This window comes from Paenibacillus sp. USHLN196 (assembly GCF_037144955.1).
Classification (GTDB): domain Bacteria; phylum Bacillota; class Bacilli; order Paenibacillales; family Paenibacillaceae; genus Paenibacillus; species Paenibacillus xylanexedens_C.
This window is the reverse complement of record NZ_JBBCYH010000008.1, coordinates 291,441-315,223: the sequence shown is the minus strand read 5'-3', so window position 1 is coordinate 315,223 and position 23,783 is coordinate 291,441. Positions and strand designations below refer to the sequence as shown.

The following is a 23,783-nucleotide window of genomic DNA, read 5'->3' as shown; positions in this document are numbered from 1 at the left end:
TTACTACTTTAAGATCCATTTATTTATTCAGGCCATACCGGAATACCGCCAATGCTGATATTATCCCCAACTTGTTTGATTTCCAGCTGATTCAATTGAATCGCCTGATTCATGCGTTCCACACCCTCGAAGCGGAAACTTCCAGGTGTATCATAACCGCCTACAATCTTTGGGGCGATGAACATAAGTAGTCGATCGACCAATCTTGCCTCCAGCATGGCTCCATTCAGGGTGCCTCCACCTTCAAGCAAAATTGAACCAATCTCACGCTCACCCAGCTTGCTAAGTCCGCTTAACAGATCCACACGTGGCCCAGGACCACAGCGTATAATTTCGACACCATAGGCTTCCAAACGCTCAGCAGCTTCAGGACTGGCTTCGTCTGTTGTCAGTACCCATGTTGGGGCTAGACCATCTTTAACCATTTTGGCACCTAAAGGAAGACGTAACTTGGAATCCACCACAATGCGTACCGGACTGATGCCTTCCACTTGCAAACGGGTTGTAAGCTCCGGATTATCGGCAATCACTGTGTCTACGCCAACCATAATTCCCTGGTGACGATGACGAAGGGCGTGCACAATCTCACGAGCGGGCTCATTAGAAATCCACTTGCTGTCTCCGCTGCGAGTGGCAATCTTGCCATCCAACGTAGTAGCTGTCTTCAGCGTCACAAAAGGTAGGCCCGTTGTAATAAATTTAATGAATTTTTCATTCATCCGTCTTCCACGCTCACGCAATACGCCAACTTCAACTTCAATGCCTTGTTGACGGAGCATGCTAATGCCCCTGCCGGATACTTGCGGATTTGGATCTTCACAACATACCACGACACGTTTAACCTTTTCGTGAATCAGGCGTTCACTGCAAGGTGGCGTCTTGCCGTAATGACTACAGGGCTCAAGTGTAACGTATACCGTACTGCCTTCTGCGTCGCTGCCTGCCATGTTCAATGCATGTACCTCTGCATGACCGGTTCCACGTTTCAGATGACTTCCCAGGCCTACAATACGCCCTTCTTTCACAACTACACATCCAACGACCGGATTAATTCCCGTTTGTCCTTGTGCTCGTTCTGCCATATCAAGTGCCAGTGCCATATAAAATTCATCATTGATCATTTCCAAATCCGTTCACCCCGCGGTTTAAAGTCTTGATTATGAAAAAAATCCCCGTCGAACAATCAGTTCGATGGGGATGATGAGAGACAAATGTCAACAGCAGGAGTGAAATGGATACAGCACGCCAACACTTTGCCCAAAACTTCATTTCGGGCAAGTGAAAATAGACACATACCTTAATGAACATCAATCACAGGTAAAGAGCTTCTATAGTGTGGCACATGTATGGAACTGTCCGGCGTAACCGGATCTTCCCCGCACAGTGAATACATCACGAATAGTGACTGTGCAGCAATACTCCTGCTGAGTACAAACCTGTTAGGTCTGCACCTCTCCTTCTCCCATCCAGACTATACTGTCGGTTCTGGAATTACACCAGATCAGCCATCTGCCACAGGCAGACAGGTCACGGACTTTGCATCAAGTGCTGGACATGTGTCCTTACACTTCCTGCATCACCGCCGGTAGGGAATCGCACCCTGCCCTGAAGGATTGCTTTCGTTATTAATTGGATGTTAGCACTTTAATGCCAAAAAATCAATTGTTTTTTGTTCCTTTTTGTCACATACTAACTTTTAATAAGCTAAGAAACAACAAAAAACCGCTTCCTCCCATGGAGGTACGGTTTTTCTTTGAAAGCATTTCATATTCATCGTCTCATTCTACAATTCGGGAAAACACCAACTCGCCATATGCTTTAATTCTTTGGCATTATGAAATGGAATGCGGTCAGGTTCTTGCAAGGGCGAAGTCGGAAGCGGGAACTCTCTTGCCACCCTTCTGACCCAACTTGTGGAATCGATCGCTATAGCCGAGCATTTCCAGCGTCCATTCGTTCTCGGTCGAAATGTCTCATGCAAATCTGCTTTTCCCGGCATCTCTGGAAACACACCATCCAGATATTCGACGATGACGCGTTTGTCTCTGACTTCATGACAATACACCGTCACCCATACACCTTCCCTGACCCGAACAGCATACACATCTCCAGGCTGTACCTCCCCGGTACCTGCATCAGGAGATGCTTTTGGTACTTTCCCCCGGACACTTCTCTTCTTCTCCAATGCTCCTAAGATCGTGTCCTTTACAGGTGGGCTCTCTTCAGGCTTCTCTTCATGAGATGTACTACTCAGATCAAAACCATGGAATATCTTGTTCAGGTTGTTCTCATTAATTCCAATAGATGAGTCCCACCACGCCAAAGGCGCCTGTACTTCAACCCGTACATTGGGACGCTCGTCACGCTGTATGTAAGAAGTAAATTGAGTTATCATTCCGGGATGTTCCGGCGTATCCAGTATGCCAATCAGAGCTAACGTCTCGAGCAGGTCACGATAGGCATATTCCTTTTGTGTAGGCAAAAGCCGTTCCTTCTTGAGCGCTATTGCTGCCTTGCTGTAGCGTGTTTTGGGAGGTAATTCGCGAAGCACCGTTAACACCGCACGGAATGTCCAGCGGTCGTATTCATTTGGTATTGGAAGCTCCTGTGCGGCAGCCAGCTCTCGAAGTGCTAGCATTTGTCCAAAGGGATCACCGTCCAAAGGGGTTCCATTGGTCATCCTCCAATACCATTGCAACGTCGTGTCGGTTGCTTGATCTACGCTTAACCCGCAGATTTTACACGTACTCGAAGATGGATACGGCGTATGTTCATGGTCTGGCATACGACTTGCAATAAGCTTGCCCGTAAGCAACGAGCGCCAGATCATGGGTGCTGACCACAAAGAAGAGACAAAGGCCTGCGCTGCATCCTCTATCGTCCATTGATTCGCAAGTTTTTTCAGTTCAGTGATCGTTTCATCATGTTGCGGACGTACAAATTGATTCGGTTCATGCCCGGCTGCCTCAAGCGCTTCTCGATGCTGTACGGATATACTATTCGGAACGAGATGTCGCGATGCCTGCAGTTCTTCATCCCACAACGTACGCTCACTATACATTTGTTTTAACAAGCTTAGCTGAGTAACCATATCCAAGGTTCATTCATCCTTTCCAATCATCGATTTCGAATACGTGACATATGAAAAATAAAAAAAGTGCTTCTATAAAAGAAGCACTTCATGTTTGGATCCAGTTAAGCTGAAGGAATTAAGCTTCTACAACTTCAACAGTTTCCATTTTGTCTTTACCTTCTAAAGCGTCTACGAACTCCATACCTTTAGTTACTTTACCAAATACAGTATGTTGTCCATCCAAATGTGGTTGCGGTTGGTAGCAGATGTAGAACTGGCTTCCACCTGTGTTACGGCCAGCATGTGCCATAGCGAGTGTTCCGCGCTCATGTTTATTCGGGTTGATTTCACAGTTGATTGTGTAACCTGGGCCACCTGCACCGGAACCGTTAGGGCATCCGCCTTGAGCTACGAAGCCCGGGATAACGCGGTGGAATGTAAGACCATTGTAGAAACCGGAGTTCGCCAGTTTCTCAAAGTTTGCTACTGTGTTTGGAGCTTCTTGATCGAACAGATCGATCAAAACTTCTCCGCCGTTTGCCAATTTAATTTTCGCTTGTTTCGCCATATGTAAATGACTCCTTTCGTATTGACCATCGTTAATGGTGCCAGAACGCATGACCCTGGGCCAAGCATTACAGCACTTTTCTTAGTGTACACCGAAAATGTCTGGATCGCAAAAAAAACGGCAATTTTTTTCATAATTTAGTCTCAATACACAAAAAGCAGACGAAAAGGAAGTTCCCTTTTCATCTGCTTCAACTGTAAAACCCATATATCCTGAATAATGCAGAAACGCATTATCTTTGACGAATTAGCGAGTAACTGGCTGTTTGCCAATACGCGCAGGTACCAGGTCATTCTGGATGATATCCTGATACGTCTCACGACGTACCACTACATCTCCTTGACCGTCTTTGACAAATACTACTGCCGGACGACGAATCCGGTTGTAGTTGCTTGCCATGGAGTAGTTATATGCACCTGTACAAGCTACAGCGAGCAGATCGCCGCTTTCCACTTTTGGCAAGTCGAGATCCCAGATCAGCATATCACCACTCTCGCAGCATTTACCCGCAACAGACACCGTTTCCTGGGCTGCCTCATTCGCACGATTCGCAAGCACAGCTTCATACTTGGACTCATACAAAGCTGGACGCGGGTTATCGGTCATCCCCCCATCAACAGCAACATATTTACGCACACCTGGGATGTCTTTGCTCGTTCCAACGGTATACAGTGTTGTTCCCGCTTCACCTACGATGCTGCGGCCTGGTTCAACCCAGATCTCAGGCACGGCATAGCCGATTTGAGCAAAATGATTTTTAACGGCATCTGTAATAGCCTTCACGTATTGTGCAACTTCAAGTGGCGTATCTCCATCGATATAACGAATTCCGAATCCACCACCAAGGTTAACTACTTTGAAAGCAACGTTAAGACGCTCATATACGCTTGCTGCAAATTCAGCAACACGTTGAACAGCCATCTGGAATCCTTCAACTTCGAAGATCTGGGAACCGATGTGGGAATGAACACCCAACAGAACCAGGTTGGACTGCTTGGAAGCCAGTTCAATCGCTTCAAATGCAGTACCATTACCAATATCGAATCCGAATTTCGAATCCGTCTGACCTGTCGAAATATATTCATGCGTATGTGCCTCAACACCAGGCGTCACACGAAGCAAAATGTTTACTTTACGATTTTTGTCTGCTGCTACAGCCTGCAACAGATGCAATTCATTGAAGTTATCGACAACAAAGCATCCGATCTCTGCATCAAGAGCCATTTCGATTTCTTCCAGCGTTTTGTTGTTACCGTGGAAGTGGATGCGCTCAGCAGGGAATCCTGCTTGAAGTGCTGTGAATAGTTCACCATCAGATACGACATCCAGGGAAAGTCCTTCTTCTGCTGCAAGGGCACACATCGCCATTACACAGAAAGCTTTACTCGCGTAAGCAACCTGGAAGCCCAGTCCGGAAGCACGGAATGCTTCCATGTACTCTCTGCAACGCTCGCGAACCAGTTGCTCGTCCACAACGTACAGGGGAGTTCCAAATTGTTCTTTCAGATCAGTTGCATCGACTCCGCCAATCTCCAGATGTCCTTGCGCATTTATTTTACTTGTACCATGTAAATACATAATCTGCATTCCTCACTTTTTATATACTGGAACAGTTGCTATTCCAATGATTTTACACCAGTATACCAAATTAGGCAGCGAGATGAATGGATTTTTCGGCAGATCATTTGTGTTTTTTACTTTTTCGCAGTTCGCCGTCCGGATCATCGGACATTTTGGTGTTGTCACGTGTTTTGTTGAATGATGGACGTTTTTTATTTTCCAGCAACGGAAGCCGGAATAAAAAGTTGCCCAAGGCCTTTGCATTAAACGGTATAAAAGGCCAGAGATACGAAGAATTGTACGACCGGTGAACGGTGAGCGCCAATATGAGCAGAGTACTGCCCACGACCAATCCCGGAACCTTAAATATCGCTACAGCGATTAGCAGGACCAGCCTGACCAACCTGTTGGCGAGTCCCAGCTCGTAACTCGGCGTGGCAAACATACCGATGGCTGCGATGGCCATATAAAGTACAACCTCATTGACAAAGTATCCGGTTTTCACCGCGATATCCCCGACTAGTATGGCTGCGATTAAGCCCATTGCCGATGCCAGAGGTGTAGGCGTATGAACCGCTGCCATCCGTAATAAATCGACGCCAAGCTCGATCAGAAGAAACTGTAGGATTAGCGGAAGCTTTACATTTTCCTGTGGACCAATGAAGTCGAGTCCCATCGGTTTAATCGAAGGGTCAATGACCATAAGAAGCCACAGCGGTAGCAAAAACAGCGATATGAGAATCCCTGCAAAACGCACCCAACGTAAGTACGTTCCCATCAAAGCTGTCTGTCTGTTCTCCTCCGCATGCTCACACAGGTCGAAAAAGGTCGTCGGCAGAATCATCACACTGGGAGAAGTGTCTACGAAAATGACAACTCGTCCTTCAAGCAAATGGGAAGCCGTAACATCCGGTCGTTCCGAGTAACGAACGAGTGGAAACGGATTCCAACCCTTGTTGATAATCGCTTCCTCCAACTGTTTATCGGCGGCGGGAATACCATCGATATCCACTCGCTGTATTTTCTCACGGACCGAATCCACCTGCACTTTATCCACAATATCATCAATGTACACCACGCAGACATCGGTTTGTGTTCTCCGGCCCACCTGCATGATCTCGAACTTCAGTCCTGGGTCGCGTATTCTGCGGCGCACCAAGGTTACGTTGGTCAGGAGTGTTTCGGTAAAGCCGTCTCTGGAACCCCGGACGACCCTTTCCAATGAAGGCTCTTCGGGTGAACGTACCGGATAACTCCGGGTATCCATAATTAGGACCGAACGATCCCCTTCAACGAACATCGCACTCATGCCGGTAAGAACCTTGTTGATGACGGCACTCATCTTGTCCACTCTTTCTACCTGAATATGGGGAATGTAACATTCAAAATAGGATTTGAGTGCATGTCCTGACACTTCATCAGGCGTGAGATAGGTCAGTCTTTTTAATACTTCAAGCAATATCTCATCTTTCGCGAAGCCGGTGATCATCAGCAAGCCAACGTGTTTGCCACCCAGAACCATTTCCCTCAAATTAACATCAAAGGATTCTCCGAGCCCGAGCACCTGTTGCAGTGTATATTTATTCTCACTCATGCGTGGGGAAATATCATCGTTTTCCTGCCAATACTGCACCGATTCCTCAATGCTGTCGGACATTTCATTTTGTTTCTTCTTATTGTACGCTCTCTTCTCTTCTTCCTTTTGAATCTCATAAGCAGACTTGTGTAACATCTCTTCCGTTATACCTTCCCTATTTTCCTGGCCTCTATGATCCGAACGTTCATCCATTTTCCATCCTCCTATGGCCACGATCTACCTCTGATAAATAAAAAAATCAAACAGAGAACCTGTCATTTTGCCTAATATCATGGCGAGCAGTAACCCAAACAAATAAGGTTTCATGCCCAGCCGTTTGGCTAGCACGGGCAATACATTTAGCACCTCAGTGAGTGCCGCGGCCAGTAGACCGATGAACACGCCACAGAATAGACCAATGATCGGGCTTAGCAGCAGTACCCCATGCATCTTCCAGTGCCAAAAGTCCGCCACAGTCCCGAGCAGTGAACCCCCAATTAGCGCCCCTTCGTACCAGTGGGTTTTATCATACGAGTGCGTAAGTTGAGCCAATCTGGGAATCATATCGAGCACCAGAATGAGCGCAATTACGCCGCTTCCAACGGCAATCCCCCCTGCGATACCCAGTACAATGCTGATTGCTCCATTAAGAACGCTCATCCGCATTCATCTCCCCGCGTTCCTGCTCATGCATCCGTTCACTTTCTTCAATCACCACATATTTATCCACATTTTGCTGGTATAGGAACATCTCTACTTCCAGCGGGGTAGGCTCCTCATTCCACTTCTTCTTGAATAAATGATTGAAGAATACGGCCATTCCGAATCCAATGCCAATGGAATACGCCACTTGGAACAGATAGGGATGTTCGTCCCGATGCCCTGTAAGCATCTCCACAATTCGAATCTGTACTTCCTGCATGTTCACATCCGCATGAAAATTCATGATCGTTAAGGCCGATCCGAAGAACAACAGCAGCCAAACCAATATGAACAGAGACTTGGAAGGTTGACCATTTCCCGCAATGACTTCAACAAGCGTATGGCCTGATCCAATCAGTTCCACGCTTACCTCAGGCAAGATGTTCCGAATTCGGGGAATAATCTGCAATATATCAATGAGGATCAGATTGCCGTCCTCCGGTCCAGGATGCAGCAGTTCAAGCTCCAGTAACCTGTCCTCCTGATCTTCAGCAGAGGTCAGCACATGTGCAATGTCTCTAAGTTTGACTGCTCTGCCCCTCTGGATGCGAATACGGCTGCGTAGACGAACGTAGACCATTGGAGTGGGTGTCTGGGACATCCATAGCACTCCTTTACTGCGTAATTTAGGTTAGTATTTGAAGAATGTGCAAATTTATTACAAACTGGTTGGAAAAGATCGTGAGGTGGGTGCGGGCGCTGCGGGATGGATCGGTCATTGGTCGCTGTTATCCCCGGATTTCTTGAACTCTCCTTTTCAAGGAGGAAATCCGGTGCTAAAGGCGAACGCTTCGCTCCTTTTGACCGATTCCATCCCTCCGCTACCCATCGTCCTCCCGTTTCCAAACGTTTATAATAAATATGCTGGGGTGTGGGCAGGGGATTTAAAAGATAAGTTTTTTTTGGGGGATTTTCGGTCGTTATATCGCTAAATTGACATTTCACCGTGGTAATCTTCTCGAACAACAAAAAATAACCTTCCTCGCCATAAAGCGCGATAGAAGGTTGTTAGTTGTCGTATGTTGGTGTATAACCGCCAATATTGATGTTCAATCCACGAAATTACTGCGCGATCTGGTCGCGGATGGATTGCAGTATTTTTTTCTCCAGACGTGATACCTGCACCTGAGATATTCCCAGCCTGCTGGCAACCTCGGACTGGGTCTGATCTCGGTAATACCGAAGATAAACGATTAATCGCTCCCGCTCGCTGAGACCACCGATGGCTTCGTTCAGCGCCAGTTTGTCAAACCAACGTTCTTGAGACTCATCGGCAATCTGATCCATTAATGTAATGGGATCGCCGTCATTCTCGAATACCGTCTCATGGATAGAGGTCGGTGGTTTGTTTGCTTCCTGGGCAAATACGACTTCCTCCGGGGTTACCCCCAGCTCCGCAGCTACTTCCTTGATCGTTGGCAAACGATCCAAATGCTTGGACAGTTCGTCCCTTTTCTTGCGGACTTTATTCGCCATCTCTTTCAGTGAACGACTGACCTTCAGGGTACCGTCATCCCGCAGGAATCGCTGGATTTCTCCGATGATCATCGGCACCGCATAGGTTGAGAACTTCACGTCATAACTGAGATCGAATTTGTCAACTGACTTGAGCAGACCGATACAACCAATCTGGAACAGATCTTCCGGATCATATCCCCTGTTCATAAAACGCTGTACGACGGACCAGACGAGTCTGATGTTGCAGTTCACCAGCGTATCCCGTGAGACATGGTCACCCGACTGACTGAGCGCAATCAGCCGTTTGACCTCGGCATCGTCCAAATAGGTCTGTGAAGATGGTTTCACTTCAGCATCCATAAGAACACCAACCCCTAATTATACAATGCTTTCTTGGATTCAATCCTTTTCTTCATCTTGATGGAGGTGCCTCTGCCGGGCTCACTGCTGACTTCGAATTCATCCATAAAGTTTTCCATAATGGTGAAGCCCATGCCCGACCGCTCAAGTTCGGGTTTGGACGTATATAGCGGCTGCTTCGCCAGTTCAAGATCTTCGATTCCTTCACCGCGGTCTTCCACAATAATCGTGATCATGTCTTCCCGAATCTCGGCCTGGATGGACACAACACCCTCGGAGTTATTGTTGTATCCGTGGATGATGCTGTTGGTCACGGCTTCCGAAATGACCGTCTTCAGGTCACTGAGCTCGTCCATCGTTGGATCAAGCTGGGAGATAAATGCAGCAACGGTTACCCGTGCAAACGATTCATTCTCTGACTTGGCCGCGAATTGCAGATTCATGAAATTTGTCCCTGTTCCTTCATTCATGAGACGACCTCCAGACCTGAGAGAGCAGTTCCCTCATTTTCGTATATCGGCATAATCTTGAACAACCCCGACATCTCCAGCAAACGGTACACCGGCGAATTGACGTCACAGACAACCATCTTGCCGCCTTTATTCTTAATAAGCTTGTATCTTCCCAAAATGACACCCAGACCCGAACTGTCCATAAATTGCAGATCTTTCAGGCTGAGTACCAGATGCTCGCTTTGTCTCCGCTGGATAGCTTCATCCATTTGCATCCGTACCATGTCAGCTGTATGGTGATCCAGCTCCCCGGATAATCGTACAATCAGAATCCCGCGATGGTGTTCCATTTCCACATGCAAGTTCACGTTTGCCCACTCTCCTCCCTGTCTTGAACAAGGATTTCTACGTTTCCGAAGGCTTTTCCTGCCCCCCGACAAAACTAGAAGAAAACCCCTATTTAACTACAAAATATGTTCGAAGGATGCGTGGAACTCGCGTAATTCGCCGTTTAATCAAACAGGTTGGACGTCGTCCGCTTAAACAGCTTCCACCAGCCAGCTTTATTCACGTCCTGTGGAGCCTGAATGTCGAATTCCTTAATGACGTCGTTGCCCTGGTAAACCACCAGTTTACCTATACTTTGCCCAGCCTTAATCGGAGCTTTCAATTCTTTGGCAACCAACAATTCATGCCGGATGTCATTGGATTTGGCTCCTTTGCGCATCAGCACACTATAATTTTGCGTGGCATTCAGAGGCAACTCGGCAACTTCACCTTTTTCAATTTTCAGACTACCCAGCAGATCCCCTGCCTTGTAGAGCGCCTTCATCGTATATTGACTAAAGGCATAGTCAAACATCGAAGACACTTCACTGTTCCGTGTTTTGGTATTCGGTTCACCGAGTACCACGGAAACGACACGCAGTCCGTCCTTGGACGCTGTAGCGGACAGGCAGAACTTCGCTTCGGACGTGTAACCTGTTTTCAAACCATCGGCCCCTTGATAAAAGCGAACCAGCTTGTTCGTGTTCACCAGCCAGAATGGCTTTTCTGAATCTTTGCGAAGGTAATCCTGATATGCACCGGTGTACTTCGTAATCCCGGAATGTTTCAGTAGTTCACGGCTCATGACGGCAATGTCATGGGCGGAAGAATAATGATTATCGACCGGAAGGCCGTTACAGTTGGCAAAATGAGTATCCTTCATGCCAAGCTCCTTCGCACGCTCATTCATCAGCTGCACAAAGGCTTCTTCCGAGCCAGCAATCTTCTCAGCCATCGCTACCGAGGCATCATTACCTGATGCCATGGCAATCCCTTTTAACATATCATCGACCGTCATTTCTTCCCCGGGCTCCAGAAAGATCTGCGAACCGCCCATGGATGCTGCGTATTCGCTCGTTCTTACCTTATCCGTCAGCTTCAACTTGCCCGAGTCGATCGCTTCGATCGTGAGCAACATCGTCATAATCTTCGTAATGCTTGCCGGAGGCAGCTGATCATGACTGTTTTTCTCATAAATAACGGTTCCTGTATCTGCATCCATTAAGATCGCAGAACGCGCCGACGGGGCTAAATCAGCGGCTCCCGCTGCCTTTGGTGTTTCTTCAGCCAATGCCGTTGATGCCATAAGGGACAGCAGGATACAAAGGGTCATGAACGATGCCATTATTCTTTTCTTCACTAGGTTACCTCCTCAAATGACTTGCTTACTGCATGTTCCATGCATGTACTGCTAATCATTGTCGGCGCGTTTGCAGTAAATTATTCCATCTTACCTATGATTTCCCGAACTTTTTGTGGAAAAGGGGCTCAAAGCAAAAAAACGCACTGCACTCCACTCATGAGCAACCGTACGTTCAACATAACAAGAAAAGGTTACCCCCGATGATTTCTCATTCGAAGAGGTAACCTTCTCTACTCAAATCTTGCTTACATTTGTGGAATAACTGCCACTACCAACGCCAGGAAAGACTCACGCACACGTTCAGTGGTTTCCATAACCTCATCGTGCGACAGCGGCTGGTCGAGAATTCCGGCTGCCATGTTGCTGATACAGGAAATGCCGAGCACTTCCAGACCTGCATGGCGTGCCACAATCACTTCAGATACAGTGGACATGCCCACTGCGTCTGCGCCTAATGTGCGCAGCATTTTGATCTCTGCTGGTGTCTCGTAGTTCGGACCAAGCATACCTGCGTATACCCCTTCACGTACGTTAAAACCTTGTGATGCGGCCGTATCCTTCGCAAGTGCACGCAAGCGGCGGCTATAAGCTTCCGACAGATCCGGGAAACGTACACCCAGTGCAGCGTCATTCGGTCCGATCAGTGGATTTTTGCCTGTAAGATTCAAGTGATCAGAGATCAACATCAAATCTCCAGCTTCGTACGACGTATTCACGCCACCCGCTGCATTCGTTACAAGCAGGCTACTTACACCCAGTTCTTTCATAACACGTACCGGGAAGGCTGTCAGTTCGGGGCCATATCCTTCGTACATGTGGAAGCGACCTTTCATCATCACGACCGGACGACCTTTGATGGTTCCGACCAATAGTTCACCTTCATGTCCTTCTACTGTGGACACCGGAAAATGCGGAATATCCTGATAAGCGATACTTACGCCATCTTCAATCAATTCTGCAAGTACGCCAAGACCCGAACCCAAAATCAAACCGACTTCCGGCTTGATGGAGCTTTTGCTTTGAATATAAGATGCTGCTTCCGAAATCATTTGTTGGTTTAATGCTGTCATACGATGTATGTTCCTCCTTGAGTTGAAACGATCCGTCTTTATGTATAACGGCGTTTAGATGTATTCAATTTATTTTATCCTAAATCGGCACCATGTTCCGCATTTATTTGTGAATGCCATGCGTCAAAATCTATCTTGCCCTCGGATGATGGGTTTCATAGATTTCTTTCATGGTTCTGCGACCATGATTGCCATACTGTTGTCCCGGCTGCTCGACATGGCCGAGCATGTCCTGAACGGCACGTGTGTCCGCCCCATTGGCAATCAGATGTGCTGCAAACGAATGACGCAGCGTATGCGGCGTAATTTCTTCCGAGATTCCCGCATCCACTGCCGCTTTTTTAAGCAGCTTCCAGAATCCCTGCCGGGTTAAACGTCTGCCAGACACATTCACGAATAGTGCCTGCACGTCCGAATCGGTTTTGAGCAACTGATTGCGGAATTCCCCCACATATACACTTGCCCAATGTGCGGCTGGCGCACCAATGGGAAGAATGCGTTCCTTGCCTGCCCCACCGCATCGTATAAAGCGCATGTCCGGCTGTACATCCTGAATGTCCAGCGCAATCAGTTCCGAGACGCGAATGCCTGTAGCATACAATAGCTCAAGCATCGCTCGGTCTCGCACACCCTGCGGTGAACGAATATCAGGCGCTGTCAGCAGCTGTTCGATCTCCGGGATGGTTAACACCTGTGGAGGCGTCTTATCCGCCTTGGGAGCTTCCACATCGAACGTAGGGTCCTGTATGATATCACCCCGCCGCATCAAAAAATGAAAGTAGGAGCGCAGAGATACGATGTTGCGGGCAATCGTTGCGTTGGCACGTCCTGCCTGTTTGAGCTGACCTGCAAACAGGACGACATGTGTGCGTCTGACCTGATCGGCTTCGCGTATGCCATATTCCTTATCTGCAAATTCAATGAACTTGTCCACGTCTCGGAGATACGATTCAAGTGTGCTGCTTGACATCCCTTTATCATCTTCCAAGTATAAGGCATAGGCGTGTATCGTCTGTTTCATGTACAACGCTCCTCAACTGACAGATCTGCCGCTCCGGCAGACTGCTCCCGTATTTGCATCCCTGGCTGTTCGAAGCTACTCCCCGTACCAATAGAACAAACGGAGACGCTCTGCCATCGTAGGACGTCCTTCTCCATTACCCGGCCAATCCGTTTCCTGAAATACTTTGATGGCATTTCCAGTCGGCATCTGATACTGATCCACAGGTGAGATCCAGCCATTAAACAGGTCCAGAACATGATAGAATAGATAAACTAATGCAGCAAAAACTATGATAAATCGAATAAAACGGAGCCCTCTCCGCACTGATATAATCATGGGTGTGTCCCCCTCCTGATTCGAATCCGGTTTTGTCCTTGAATCAGGGTATGTCCATAAACACAGGTTTATGCCACTTGAGGTAACTCAGATCATGACCGGTGCCAAAAAAGCTCTCCCGTCAAAACCGCCGGTGAGAGCTTGAAGATATGCTATGTTATTCTTCATCTTTGGGCTTCTGTTCATTTTTAGCTTTGCAACGATAACAAATTCCATGAAAGTCCAATCGGTGATCTACTACCGAAAAGTTAAATTCCCGCTCCAAACGCTCTTCAAGCGGTCCAAGCCAGTCTTCACGTATTTCATCCATACTTCCGCATTGAACACAGATTAAGTGATGATGGTGATGCTTGGATGTATCTCCGCGCAGATCATAACGCGCTACACCGTCGCCGAAGTTGATTTTCTCTACAACATGCAGCTCACTCAGCAGTTCGAGGGTACGGTACACGGTTGCCAGACCGATTTCGGGAGCCTTTTCTTTAACGAGCATGAATACGTCTTCTGCGCTCAGATGATCTTCTTCATTCTCAAGAAGTACTCTTACGGTGGCTTCCCGCTGGGGCGTTAATTTATATCCTTGGGACTGTAGTTGCTGCTTAATTTTATCGATCCGTGCTTCCATTTTCTCCCTCCCCCTAGGAAATCACTGCACACTGCAACTTAACCCACTCTTTTCATTATAGGGGGAGTGCGTAATTAAAGTCAACATTTTACACTATACGGTACACGCTAGGCCGGTAGTAACATTGGCGTGACCCAACGCATCATCGCAGGTGTAACCCATGTTTCAAAAGATGCCACGCCGAGCAGCAGTGCAGCCATGACCAAAGTTAACACTATATATGAAGCAAAAGGTCTTTGTCGACCCGGTGTTCGCTGCATCAAAACACGATTGCGAATGATGTATAACGAGAACGTCATGGCCGCCACACTGCAGACCAGCAGGATCGGTATGACGAACAAATTATGCGGTGCCACGGACACCAGTGCAAACAGCAATCCTTTCCAGGAATACTGCCCAACAAGATACCCCACTGTGAATCCAATGAGCACACCTTTTAGAAAATCCAGAACCAGTATACCGGGCAGTCCGACGACGGATAAACCCAGAATAAAGATCAGACCTACCCATTTTAGATGAAGCATGGCAATGTCCCAATATGCCCCGGTCTCCGTCACTTGTGCGCTGTGCTGCACTGTCATGAAGAAGTTCCCAAGATAGCCCTCCAGATCCTGACGTTGCTCAAGAGACAATGCATTGACCATAAGCGCCCCAAAAATGACGCCGACCAGAAACAAGACAGCCACGAATACATATAACGAAGTCTGACCTTTAAATGTAAAGTAGGAAGAGCGCATACAGGTACAAGTCCCCTTTCCGGTTGTCATGCTGCAAGGATGCTCAATCATATCCTCATAGTCATTCTTATGAACCGAAACGCACCTGTATGACTTCTTGTCCAGATTGGCTCTACGTGAAGTGGAGCTATATCAGTTGAAATAAAGAATATTTACACTGGTCACTCCGATGACAGAACTACCTATCGATCACTGTTATCCCCAGATTTTTTTATTCCTTTTTTAAAGGGAAAATCCCGGGTTAAAGGCGAAGCATATGCTTCCGATGCAGCTTTCTTTCAGAAAGCTTTTAGGCGAACGCTCCGCTTCTTCAGGTTCTTTCTGTCCTCTCCGTTTTGTGTAAATGTTTAGTTCAATTTATCTAATCTGAAGATTTCACCTGAACTGCAACCTTCCCGTACGTACCTCCACCTCCGGAAGACAGCTCCAGTTGTCCGTTCCGTGCAGCCACTATCAGGCCTGCCAGCACAGGTCCAACCACCTCAGCAAGCTCTTCCTCACGGGTACGGTGAAGTACATTCATTTCCGTACCAAAATGGTCCAGTAGCTGGCGCAGTTTGGCTTTGCCAAGTCCTGGGATGAACTCCAGTGGTACCTGATAATGATAGGCCGGTCTGTTTGCAGGAACCTGAGGACTCTCCCGATCAGAGATCGCCAGAATGCGGTCCAGCACCCCCTGCACCAGCTTCTGACTGCCACAGTGAGGACAACGCTCTGCTGACATCGCCTTCTCGTCCATAATGCTGCCACATGCTGCACAGTAGGTACGATGATACTTGCCCAGCCTTGGATTCAGACCATAATTGGCAGTAATCCTTCTGCCTGCTTCTCCCTGGAGTGCCATACGGAATTCATCAAAAGAAGGTGCAGCCAATTGCAGTTCATTATACTCCCGTCCAATCTTGCCGAGGGAATGTGCATCCGAATTAGTCAGGAACGGTACAAGATCCAATTCCCGAATATAACTGGCCATCGATGAATCGGAGCTTAACCCCAGTTCGACGGCATCCACCAGACGAGTATCCAGTACATCGCCCATACGGGGCGCCGTGCTGCCATAGATGCCTTTATGCGGAGTAAAGACATGTGCAGGCACAATAAGTCCACCACGGGCTTTAATCTCGGCCTGCATCTCAAGAGCAGGAACATATACCCGCTGAGAGCTGAGGTTCACATTCTTCATATAACGCTTCATCCAGTCCGTGAAGGACTTCATCGTTCTCAGATCACGAAAGTACGCCAGCATATGGAACTCACGCATTCCAGGTTCTCGGAGCTCAATCTCTGTACCCAGTAGAATAGTTGTGTCCTGGTAGGCAATGCCGCCTCCCTCAATCTCGGACATCGTGCCATCCTCCAGTAATTGCTCAATATCCATCTGCACCACTGGGGAATGACAATCAATGACACCGAGCAAATGGATCCCTTTTCGTTCCGAAGCTTCCCGAGCAATGTTCTCAAATGTCAGATCCCGACTTCCGCTGATTTTAACCGCCTCTCCGCGGGTCGTACGCCCGATGTGGATATGCAGGTCCGTATAACAGGGCTCCCACAAAGTGGACGTTGCCAATTGATCTTCCATCCTTAAAACCGTCCTGTCGTTCTGTAGAGGTCCCACGCATACACAGCCATCATCGTTTTCGCATCGCTAATCCGGTTCTCATCCATGAGCGCATAGGCTTCCTCCAGTGTGATCTCGGATACTTCAAGGAATTCATCCTCGTCGAGCTCCATATCTCCAGCTTCCAGCTCTTCAGCGATGTAGAGATGAATGATCTCATCTGCGAACCCTGGTGAGGTGTAGAACGAACGCAAATGACGCAGTGACTTGGCTACATACCCCGTCTCTTCTCGTAATTCACGCGCTGCTGCAACCTCTGGTTCTTCACCCGGATCCAGTTTCCCCGCAGGAATCTCCACTTCGGTGCGTCCCATTGCCTGACGGTACTGATCCACAACAAGCATGCGATCCCCGTTCAGGGCAAGTACAGCTACTGCGCCAGGATGCCGGATAATCTCACGTGTAGCCGTTTGACCGTTCGGTAGCTTAACGGTATCGACCTGAAGTGAAATCACTTTCCCCTCGAAGATGGGTTTGGTGGACACGGTCACTTCATCCAACTTCGGATTGGCAGGTTGTGTTGCATGGATGGATTGGGCAGATTGGTTTGGTTTCATTTGTTCTTCAACTCCATATCGTTGGATTATATTCGGTTAATGTATATATCTCTGATTTTGGGCATATGGTGAGCGTATAGAACTCTCACAGCAAATATAACCGAATCAGGGGGACTTTCGATGAACAGTTATTTGACGCCTCAATCCGTACACGTGGTAGGACAAGCCCGGCAAGTACAGCTCATACTCAAGCAATGGTTGCGCGAGTGGGGCCCTGATGCCAAGTTAATCGATCTGCTCGCTGGACGCAAATGAACGGGTCATTAATCCATTCACCCATTGACTCAATTTGACCCTAAATTAACGAGTCTTCTCCCTTGAAATATAACATGAATTCGCAAAAAGTCCGAATCCGTACAAACCGGGTTCGGACTTTTGTCTAAGAAGTACACGTTATTTCTTGTCAGCTGCTGTTTCCTGAATTATAGCTACAACCACCTGGGACAACTTCACAATGTCCTCGGCACGAATGCGTTCTTTGGTTGTATGAATATCCTCATACCCTACAGCCAGATTCACTGTCGGAATCTCAAATCCGTTAAAGATGTTGGCATCACTTCCACCGCCGGAAGCAAACGTGCTTGTCTCCAGCCCCAGACTTCGAATAGCTCGCTGTGCAAGCTGTACAACTTCATGTTCATCATGGAAACCAAATGCGGGATACAGGATCTCACTTCTGAATTCGGCCGTAGCACCGTATTTGCGACAAGTGGTTTCCAAGGCTTCACGCATCTGTGCAACCTGCAATTCCACTTTTTCCTGCACAATACTGCGAGCTTCCGCTTCAATCTGTACAAAGTCACATACCACGTTGAGTGCTGATCCACCTTGGAATTTACCGATGTTCGCTGTCGTCTCATCATCAATTCTGCCCAGTGTCATCGCAGCAATCGCTTTGGCTGCCACCTGAATGGCGCTGATCCCGTCTTCCGGATTCACGCCCGCATGGGCAGACTTACCATAGATGCTCATCTGAATTTCAGCTCTGGCTGGTGCAGCTACACAGATCGTGCCTACAGCTCCGTTGGAGTCCAGCGCATAACCGAACTCGGCATCGATATCCTTTGGATTCATCGCACGTGCACCCACCAGACCAGACTCTTCGCCCACCGTAATGACGAATTGAATTTTACCATGCGGAATGTTATTTTCCTGAATCACACGGATTGCTTCGAACAACGCTGCAATTCCGGCTTTGTCATCTGCTCCCAGGATCGTTGTTCCGTCACTGCGAATCCAGCCGTCTTCACCCAGTTCAGGTTTGATTCCCTGTCCCGGCGTTACGGTGTCCATGTGACATGTGAAAAAGATCGGTGCAACCCCTTCTGTTCCTTCGGCTTCCCAGGTAATGACGAGGTTTCCGGCGCCATGTCCGGTTTGCTCCATGGTGTCATCCTCATAGACATGAAGACCAAGGTCTGCAAACTGTTCTTTTAACACCTTGGAGATATTCTGTTCGTTTTTCGTTTCACTATCAATCTGCACCAGTTCCATGAACTGATCAATAACACGTTGGTGTTTAATCATAGGACTTTCCTCCCTCTCGTGGATGCGGTACAATACAATTACTATGGCTTGTTTATTTTATGAGGTTGTTCAAAAAGTCTGCTTTTGATTACGAAGGATGCCTGGCGGCATCATCAGCATCGAATATGGAATTCAGCCGAAATATCCGTTGCTCACGTAGTTCTCCCTACGCTCCGCTACTCCATTTCTAGCTTCATCCCATCTTCTTGGTACTGAAAACCAGTCTTTTTGAACACACACTTTATGTTGAAAGGAGTTCTCTCATCATGCAAAAAAAGAAATGGTTCAAAATCATCATCTATCTCATGCTGATCGCCATGATCGGGTCCACCCTTTTCATAGCTCTCGAACCGTTACTGTTCGGATAGCAACCCCTGAAGCCTTTTGACGATCTGTTTACAGACGTTGAAGGGCTTCTTTTTCGGTGACCCAATTAATCTCATAAGGGAAAATGCGATTAAAGTACGGCACAATCTCCTGCGCTACCTGCTCTACTGCATAGGACTTGCCCGTTATATCCTCCAGTGAGGTCACGCCATACTGCTCAATCCCACAAGGAACAATGCCCTGAAAACCAGCATGTTGAATGCCTGAGGTGATGTTAAAAGCAAACCCGTGACTTGTCACAAAACCACGGCGGTGTTTGCAACGATTAAACTTGATGCCAATTGCAGCAATCTTCATATCGCCAATCCACACACCGGTGTAACCTTCTTTGCGTCCGGCTTCGATGCCCTGGTCTGCCAGATAATCCATGAGGACCTGCTCAAGTTTCCGTAAATATCCGTGTAGATCCAAGTCTTCATCCCGACCAAGTACCAATAACGGGTAGCCTACCAACTGGCCCGGGCCATGATAAGTAATATCACCGCCACGGTCAATTTGAAACAAGGAAATCCCTTGCTCCCGCAACTCTTCCGGACTAAGAAGCAGATGCTCCGGATGATTCTGTGAGCCGATCGTATACGTTGGGGGATGCTGTAAAAGAAGCATCTGCTCCGCTCCCTCGCCCTCGTCCAATCGCTGCACAATCGCTTTCTGGCGGTTCCAAGCCTCTTCATAATCAAGCATCGGTATGTATGCAACATCCAGCGGCTTGCTCATGATTTCCCCACACCCTTCTGCTTCATGTTCAATGTACAATTGAGCACCTGTCCGTAGACAGCCGGAAAAGTGCACGGCCTGTGGCACATACACTTTCCCGTCCTTCAACTATTGAACATTTTGCATCATTCATTTTCAAACGCTCCCGGGTACAAGTTCTAGACGAATAGAACCATTTCGATCTATAACTTGATGATTGGAAACTGCTCTTTGGATTGATGCAAAATGCCTACTTAATACACCTTGCTCTCCATCGTGTATCCTTCAAGATTCTCTTTGACACGTTGCAAGAACCGTCCGCTGATTACGCCATCCAGGATTCGGTGATCCAGCGACAGACACAGGTTCGCCATTGAACGAACGGCGATCATATCATTAATGACCACTGGCTTCTTGACAATCGACTCAAAAGTAAGAATCGCTGCCTGCGGGTAGTTAATGATTGGCTGGGACAGGATTGAACCGAATGACCCCGTATTGTTCACCGTGAACGTACCACCCTGCATATGGTCCAGCTTCAATGTACCCTCGCGCGTTTTGCGAGCCAGCTCATCCACTTCACGAGCCAGACCTGCGATATTTCGCTGATCGGCATGTTTGATTACCGGTGTAAGTACGGAATCTTCGGTTCCTACTGCCATGGACAGGTTAATGTCCCGTTTAACGATAATTTTGTCAACTGCCCACACCGAGTTCATGATCGGGAAGTCTTTGATCGCATTAACGACTCCCTTCATCATGAAGGACAGGTATGTCAGGTTGATGCCTTCCTTGCGCTTGAACTCATCCTTGAGTTTATTGCGCAGCATCACAAGATTCGTTACATCTACTTCGATCATCGTCCATGCATGCGGGATCTCTGATACGCTCTGACGCATGTTTCGCGCAATGGCATTACGCACAGGGGTCACATCGATGAAATACTCCGATCTTCCCTGGCCGCCCCCTTCCACTTCGATCTGTGGAATTTTCGGACTTTCGGTCAGATGAATGCCAGAATGTCTCACAGGAACACCCGCATCGGATGCTGATATCGCTTCTCTGGCCGTTAAACCCATTTCGCCATTTCCACGATTTACTCCGCTGAATGGAGAAGCAGACGGCACACCAGAAGGTGCATGCTGTACTGCTGCAGATGATGCTTGTGCAGACGATCCAGCCGCGTTACCTCCTTGTGCAACAAATGTCAGCACATCTTTGCGGGTAATGCGGCCACCGGCACCGGTGCCTTGGATGCTTTGCAAGTTCAAGCCATGCTCTGCTGCCAAGGATTGCACTGCCGGGGAATACCGATTGCGCATCGGCTGGTTAGGGTCATGTGCTACTGTATTTGAGGCAGGAACAGGAGTGTGGCTAGCATTATGTTGCACTTGCTCCTGTTGCTGCGATACTTGTGTTACTTGCTCAGTCGCTTCTTCGTCGGAAGCAACGACCTGCATGCGGCAGATTGCTTCACCAACAGCAATCGTTGTGCCCTCTTCCACCAAAAGGTCACCCATAATTCCATCCACAGTGGATGGAATCTCGGCATTGACTTTATCGGTAATTACTTCACAGATCGGCTCGTACTGTTCCACACGGTCGCCCGGTTTTTTCAACCATTTGCCTATGGTAGCCGAGACCAGCGATTCCGCCAATTGCGGCATAATGACCTCGATCCATTTCATACGTTCAGCCATTTGATTATCACTCCAAACTTTACTTTTAAACGATCCAAAAAACGAAATTAAAACTCGGCCAGTGTCCGCATTGCTGCTTTGGCTTTGTCCTTGCTCAGCATGTAGAATTTCTCCAATGTTGGGCTAATTGGCATGGCCGGCACGTCAGGTCCGCAGAGACGCTGAATTGGTGCATCCAGTTCAAACAGACATTCCTCACTAATAATAGCGGCAACCTCGGCACCTACACCACCGGTTTTGTTATCTTCGTGTACAATCAGCACCTTGCCTGTCAGACGAGCGGAAGCAATAATCGCATCGCGATCCAACGGTTGCAATGTGCGCAAATCCAAAACGTGGGCTGTAATGCCCTCTTCCCGTTCGAGTTCCTCAGCAGCCTGCATCACAAAATGCAATGGCTGGCTGTAGCCGATCACGGTAATATCGGCACCTTCACGAAGTACGTTGGCTTTGCCAATCGGAACGATGTAATCATCTTCAGGCACATCTTCCTTGATCAGCTTGTAGCATTTTTTATTCTCAAAAAAGAGTACCGGGTCCGGGTCGCGAATGGCCGCTTTGAGTAATCCCTTGGCATCGTATGCCGAGTAGGGAGCTATAATTTTCAGACCAGGCGTACCAAAGAAGATCGATTCCGGACATTGGGAGTGGTACAACCCACCGAAGATCCCGCCACCAATCGGCGCGCGGATGACAATCGGACAACTCCAGTCATTGTTGGAACGATAGCGAATTTTCGCTGCTTCACTAATGATCTGGTTCGTTGCTGGCAGCATAAAGTCCGAATATTGCATTTCGGCAATCGGCTTCATGCCATACATCGCAGCACCAATGGCAACACCTGCAATAGCGGATTCAGACAAAGGTGTGTCCATCACCCGCATTTCGCCAAATTGATCTTGCAACCCTTTGGTTGTGGTAAACACACCACCTTTGAGACCTACGTCTTCACCAAGGATAAAAACATTCTCATCCCGTTCCATCTCTTCTTTCATCGCGAGACGGATTGCATCAATATATTCCATCACTGCCATCCTTACCGTCCCCCTTCTTCGCTGTCCGCATAAACGTGCGTCAGAGTGTCCTCAGGTTTCGGATATGGCGCGTTGTCTGCATATTCAGTTGCTTCTTTCATTTCCAGCGCAAGCTGGGAAGCCAGATCCGCATCCCGGGCTTCATCCCAGATGCCGCAATCGATCAAATAGTTTTTCATGCGAGGAACGCCATCTTTCTTCCAGTTCTCCTCCACTTCCTCTTTGGTCCGGTAAGCCAGATCATTGTCGGAGGTGGAATGAGGAGACAACCGATACATCATCGCTTCAATAAGTGTCGGGCCTTCTCCGGCAATGGCACGGCGACGTGCTTCCTTCACTGCAGCGTATACTTCCAATGCATCGTTACCATCTACACGCAGTCCAGGGAACCCGTATCCTTGTGCTCGATCGGATATTTTGCCGCTAAGCTGTTTGTGAATCGGTACCGAAATTGCATACTGATTGTTCTCACACATAATAATGACAGGCAATTTGTGCACACCTGCAAAGTTGGCTCCTTCGTGGAAGTCCCCCTGATTGCTTGATCCTTCACCAAATGTAACAAAAGAAACAAATTCTTGCTTCTTCATCTTGGCAGCGAGCGCAAAACCTACAGCGTGTGGAACCTGTGTTGTAACCGGGCTGGAACCCGTCACAATCCGCAGCTTTTTGTGACCGAAGTGACCCGGCATTTGCCGACCGCCACTATTCGGATCTTCTGCCTTCGCAAAAGCAGACAACATCAACTCACGCGGAGTCATGCCTACCGCCAGTACAAAGCCGTAATCGCGGTAATAAGGTAAGTAATAATCGTGATCCCGATCCAGACCAAAAGCAGCACCTACTTGCGCAGCTTCCTGTCCTACACCGGATACGTGAAAGTTAATTTTGCCGGCACGCTGCAAGAGCAAGCAACGCTCGTCAAACTTGCGTGCGAGCAGCATGTATTTGTACATATCCAATACTTCACCATCGCTAAGTCCCAGCTGTTGATGTCTGTGGACCGTGTCTGCAGTACCTTTTGAACTCATATGAGGTACCTCCTTTTAAT

General features: G+C 48.0%; 25 protein-coding genes and 1 riboswitch. Of the genes, 2 read left to right on the top strand and 23 right to left on the bottom strand.

The genetic code is table 11. From position 1 onward, the window contains the following. Positions 1-23 precede the first annotated feature (23 nt). From ribD to WFI24_RS20685, 18 genes are all read right to left on the bottom strand, one after another. On the bottom strand, positions 24-1,127 hold the full coding sequence (ribD, locus tag WFI24_RS20770; protein ID WP_336763822.1) for a bifunctional diaminohydroxyphosphoribosylaminopyrimidine deaminase/5-amino-6-(5-phosphoribosylamino)uracil reductase RibD: 1,104 nt from the start codon (positions 1,125-1,127) through the stop codon (positions 24-26). Between the two features lie 323 nt (positions 1,128-1,450). Further along, positions 1,451-1,617: riboswitch (FMN riboswitch) on the bottom strand. A gap of 166 nt (positions 1,618-1,783) precedes the next feature. Continuing rightward, positions 1,784-3,091 (bottom strand): hypothetical protein, encoded by a 1,308-nt coding sequence (locus WFI24_RS20765; RefSeq protein WP_336763879.1) that lies wholly within the window; start codon positions 3,089-3,091, stop codon positions 1,784-1,786. A 118-nt stretch (positions 3,092-3,209) separates the two neighbouring features. Further along, positions 3,210-3,641: a peptidylprolyl isomerase gene (locus WFI24_RS20760; RefSeq protein ID WP_017687646.1), complete on the bottom strand. Its 432-nt coding sequence runs from the start codon at positions 3,639-3,641 to the stop codon at positions 3,210-3,212. Positions 3,642-3,887: 246 nt separating this feature from the next. Further along, a complete protein-coding gene (gene lysA / locus WFI24_RS20755; protein WP_145148860.1) occupies positions 3,888-5,219 on the bottom strand; it encodes a diaminopimelate decarboxylase in 1,332 nt (443 codons plus the stop codon). Positions 5,220-5,322: 103 nt separating this feature from the next. Further along, entirely contained in the window at positions 5,323-6,990 is a 1,668-nt protein-coding gene (locus tag WFI24_RS20750) for a spore germination protein (RefSeq protein WP_145322566.1), read from the bottom strand. Positions 6,991-7,014: 24 nt separating this feature from the next. Then, entirely contained in the window at positions 7,015-7,443 is a 429-nt protein-coding gene (locus tag WFI24_RS20745) for a stage V sporulation protein AB (protein ID WP_336763817.1), read from the bottom strand. Further along, positions 7,424-8,080 carry a stage V sporulation protein AA gene (locus tag WFI24_RS20740; RefSeq protein WP_145322568.1) on the bottom strand — a complete coding sequence of 219 codons (657 nt, stop codon included), beginning with the start codon at positions 8,078-8,080 and terminating at the stop codon, positions 7,424-7,426. The genes WFI24_RS20745 and WFI24_RS20740 overlap by 20 nt, the downstream gene beginning before the upstream one ends. A gap of 461 nt (positions 8,081-8,541) precedes the next feature. Further along, entirely contained in the window at positions 8,542-9,297 is a 756-nt protein-coding gene (sigF, locus tag WFI24_RS20735; protein WP_036607856.1) for an RNA polymerase sporulation sigma factor SigF, read from the bottom strand. A 14-nt stretch (positions 9,298-9,311) separates the two neighbouring features. Further along, positions 9,312-9,767 carry an anti-sigma F factor gene (gene spoIIAB, locus WFI24_RS20730; protein ID WP_036672324.1) on the bottom strand — a complete coding sequence of 152 codons (456 nt, stop codon included), beginning with the start codon at positions 9,765-9,767 and terminating at the stop codon, positions 9,312-9,314. Continuing rightward, on the bottom strand, positions 9,764-10,117 hold the full coding sequence (gene spoIIAA, locus WFI24_RS20725; RefSeq protein ID WP_017687636.1) for an anti-sigma F factor antagonist: 354 nt from the start codon (positions 10,115-10,117) through the stop codon (positions 9,764-9,766). The genes spoIIAB and spoIIAA overlap by 4 nt, the downstream gene beginning before the upstream one ends. Before the next feature lie 143 nt (positions 10,118-10,260). After that, on the bottom strand, positions 10,261-11,382 hold the full coding sequence (locus tag WFI24_RS20720; RefSeq protein WP_336763877.1) for a D-alanyl-D-alanine carboxypeptidase family protein: 1,122 nt from the start codon (positions 11,380-11,382) through the stop codon (positions 10,261-10,263). A 302-nt stretch (positions 11,383-11,684) separates the two neighbouring features. Continuing rightward, on the bottom strand, positions 11,685-12,509 hold the full coding sequence (locus tag WFI24_RS20715) for a purine-nucleoside phosphorylase (protein ID WP_336763812.1): 825 nt from the start codon (positions 12,507-12,509) through the stop codon (positions 11,685-11,687). Positions 12,510-12,639: 130 nt separating this feature from the next. Continuing rightward, entirely contained in the window at positions 12,640-13,530 is an 891-nt protein-coding gene (locus tag WFI24_RS20710; protein WP_336763811.1) for a tyrosine recombinase, read from the bottom strand. A 75-nt stretch (positions 13,531-13,605) separates the two neighbouring features. Then, positions 13,606-13,848 (bottom strand): DUF4227 family protein, encoded by a 243-nt coding sequence (locus tag WFI24_RS20705; RefSeq protein WP_076215836.1) that lies wholly within the window; start codon positions 13,846-13,848, stop codon positions 13,606-13,608. Between the two features lie 157 nt (positions 13,849-14,005). Further along, positions 14,006-14,473, bottom strand: a complete 468-nt coding sequence (gene fur / locus WFI24_RS20700) for a ferric iron uptake transcriptional regulator (protein WP_090922447.1) — start codon at positions 14,471-14,473, stop codon at positions 14,006-14,008. Between the two features lie 107 nt (positions 14,474-14,580). Beyond that, positions 14,581-15,210: a stage II sporulation protein M gene (spoIIM, locus tag WFI24_RS20695; protein WP_124116446.1), complete on the bottom strand. Its 630-nt coding sequence runs from the start codon at positions 15,208-15,210 to the stop codon at positions 14,581-14,583. Between the two features lie 361 nt (positions 15,211-15,571). After that, entirely contained in the window at positions 15,572-16,792 is a 1,221-nt protein-coding gene (locus WFI24_RS20690) for an endonuclease Q family protein (protein WP_336763804.1), read from the bottom strand. A gap of 2 nt (positions 16,793-16,794) precedes the next feature. After that, positions 16,795-17,388, bottom strand: coding sequence for an NUDIX hydrolase (locus WFI24_RS20685; RefSeq protein WP_336763803.1), 594 nt, complete (start codon positions 17,386-17,388; stop codon positions 16,795-16,797). A gap of 120 nt (positions 17,389-17,508) precedes the next feature. Here WFI24_RS20685 and WFI24_RS20680 point away from each other — a divergent pair, with 120 nt between their 5' ends. Beyond that, positions 17,509-17,643 carry a Z-ring formation inhibitor MciZ gene (locus tag WFI24_RS20680; RefSeq protein ID WP_336763802.1) on the top strand — a complete coding sequence of 45 codons (135 nt, stop codon included), beginning with the start codon at positions 17,509-17,511 and terminating at the stop codon, positions 17,641-17,643. A gap of 138 nt (positions 17,644-17,781) precedes the next feature. On the opposite strand, the gene WFI24_RS20675 is transcribed toward WFI24_RS20680, so the two are convergent. Beyond that, positions 17,782-18,915, bottom strand: coding sequence for a M20/M25/M40 family metallo-hydrolase (locus tag WFI24_RS20675; protein ID WP_336763801.1), 1,134 nt, complete (start codon positions 18,913-18,915; stop codon positions 17,782-17,784). Between the two features lie 266 nt (positions 18,916-19,181). On the opposite strand from WFI24_RS20675, the gene prli42 reads away from it, so the two are divergent. Continuing rightward, positions 19,182-19,283: a stressosome-associated protein Prli42 gene (prli42, locus tag WFI24_RS20670; RefSeq protein WP_017687624.1), complete on the top strand. Its 102-nt coding sequence runs from the start codon at positions 19,182-19,184 to the stop codon at positions 19,281-19,283. Between the two features lie 28 nt (positions 19,284-19,311). Here prli42 and lipB read toward each other — a convergent pair whose 3' ends face one another. The 4 genes from lipB to WFI24_RS20650 all read right to left on the bottom strand — a co-directional run bounded on the left by lipB (position 19,312) and on the right by WFI24_RS20650 (position 23,763). Further along, a complete protein-coding gene (gene lipB / locus WFI24_RS20665) occupies positions 19,312-20,019 on the bottom strand; it encodes a lipoyl(octanoyl) transferase LipB (RefSeq protein ID WP_145324144.1) in 708 nt (235 codons plus the stop codon). A gap of 233 nt (positions 20,020-20,252) precedes the next feature. Next, positions 20,253-21,698: a dihydrolipoamide acetyltransferase family protein gene (locus WFI24_RS20660; protein WP_336763799.1), complete on the bottom strand. Its 1,446-nt coding sequence runs from the start codon at positions 21,696-21,698 to the stop codon at positions 20,253-20,255. A 47-nt stretch (positions 21,699-21,745) separates the two neighbouring features. Next, positions 21,746-22,732 carry an alpha-ketoacid dehydrogenase subunit beta gene (locus WFI24_RS20655; RefSeq protein ID WP_336763797.1) on the bottom strand — a complete coding sequence of 329 codons (987 nt, stop codon included), beginning with the start codon at positions 22,730-22,732 and terminating at the stop codon, positions 21,746-21,748. Positions 22,733-22,734: 2 nt separating this feature from the next. After that, positions 22,735-23,763: a thiamine pyrophosphate-dependent dehydrogenase E1 component subunit alpha gene (locus tag WFI24_RS20650; protein WP_336763795.1), complete on the bottom strand. Its 1,029-nt coding sequence runs from the start codon at positions 23,761-23,763 to the stop codon at positions 22,735-22,737. Positions 23,764-23,783 lie beyond the last annotated feature (20 nt).

What these genes read in the sequence shown, in the direction of transcription:
- WFI24_RS20765 (WP_336763879.1), bottom strand. Translation starts at nt 3,091, where the DNA reads ATGGTTACTCAGCTAAGCTTGTTAAAACAAATGTATAGTGAGCGTACG.
- WFI24_RS20760 (WP_017687646.1), bottom strand. Translation starts at nt 3,641, where the DNA reads ATGGCGAAACAAGCGAAAATTAAATTGGCAAACGGCGGAGAAGTTTTG.
- lysA (WP_145148860.1), bottom strand. Translation starts at nt 5,219, where the DNA reads ATGTATTTACATGGTACAAGTAAAATAAATGCGCAAGGACATCTGGAG.
- WFI24_RS20750 (WP_145322566.1), bottom strand. Translation starts at nt 6,990, where the DNA reads ATGGATGAACGTTCGGATCATAGAGGCCAGGAAAATAGGGAAGGTATA.
- WFI24_RS20745 (WP_336763817.1), bottom strand. Translation starts at nt 7,443, where the DNA reads ATGCGGATGAGCGTTCTTAATGGAGCAATCAGCATTGTACTGGGTATC.
- WFI24_RS20740 (WP_145322568.1), bottom strand. Translation starts at nt 8,080, where the DNA reads ATGTCCCAGACACCCACTCCAATGGTCTACGTTCGTCTACGCAGCCGT.
- sigF (WP_036607856.1), bottom strand. Translation starts at nt 9,297, where the DNA reads ATGGATGCTGAAGTGAAACCATCTTCACAGACCTATTTGGACGATGCC.
- spoIIAB (WP_036672324.1), bottom strand. Translation starts at nt 9,767, where the DNA reads ATGAATGAAGGAACAGGGACAAATTTCATGAATCTGCAATTCGCGGCC.
- WFI24_RS20720 (WP_336763877.1), bottom strand. Translation starts at nt 11,382, where the DNA reads ATGGCATCAACGGCATTGGCTGAAGAAACACCAAAGGCAGCGGGAGCC.
- WFI24_RS20715 (WP_336763812.1), bottom strand. Translation starts at nt 12,509, where the DNA reads ATGACAGCATTAAACCAACAAATGATTTCGGAAGCAGCATCTTATATT.
- WFI24_RS20710 (WP_336763811.1), bottom strand. Translation starts at nt 13,530, where the DNA reads ATGAAACAGACGATACACGCCTATGCCTTATACTTGGAAGATGATAAA.
- WFI24_RS20705 (WP_076215836.1), bottom strand. Translation starts at nt 13,848, where the DNA reads ATGATTATATCAGTGCGGAGAGGGCTCCGTTTTATTCGATTTATCATA.
- fur (WP_090922447.1), bottom strand. Translation starts at nt 14,473, where the DNA reads ATGGAAGCACGGATCGATAAAATTAAGCAGCAACTACAGTCCCAAGGA.
- spoIIM (WP_124116446.1), bottom strand. Translation starts at nt 15,210, where the DNA reads ATGCGCTCTTCCTACTTTACATTTAAAGGTCAGACTTCGTTATATGTA.
- WFI24_RS20690 (WP_336763804.1), bottom strand. Translation starts at nt 16,792, where the DNA reads ATGGAAGATCAATTGGCAACGTCCACTTTGTGGGAGCCCTGTTATACG.
- WFI24_RS20685 (WP_336763803.1), bottom strand. Translation starts at nt 17,388, where the DNA reads ATGAAACCAAACCAATCTGCCCAATCCATCCATGCAACACAACCTGCC.
- WFI24_RS20680 (WP_336763802.1), top strand. Translation starts at nt 17,509, where the DNA reads ATGAACAGTTATTTGACGCCTCAATCCGTACACGTGGTAGGACAAGCC.
- WFI24_RS20675 (WP_336763801.1), bottom strand. Translation starts at nt 18,915, where the DNA reads ATGATTAAACACCAACGTGTTATTGATCAGTTCATGGAACTGGTGCAG.
- prli42 (WP_017687624.1), top strand. Translation starts at nt 19,182, where the DNA reads ATGCAAAAAAAGAAATGGTTCAAAATCATCATCTATCTCATGCTGATC.
- lipB (WP_145324144.1), bottom strand. Translation starts at nt 20,019, where the DNA reads ATGAGCAAGCCGCTGGATGTTGCATACATACCGATGCTTGATTATGAA.
- WFI24_RS20660 (WP_336763799.1), bottom strand. Translation starts at nt 21,698, where the DNA reads ATGGCTGAACGTATGAAATGGATCGAGGTCATTATGCCGCAATTGGCG.
- WFI24_RS20655 (WP_336763797.1), bottom strand. Translation starts at nt 22,732, where the DNA reads ATGGCAGTGATGGAATATATTGATGCAATCCGTCTCGCGATGAAAGAA.
- WFI24_RS20650 (WP_336763795.1), bottom strand. Translation starts at nt 23,763, where the DNA reads ATGAGTTCAAAAGGTACTGCAGACACGGTCCACAGACATCAACAGCTG.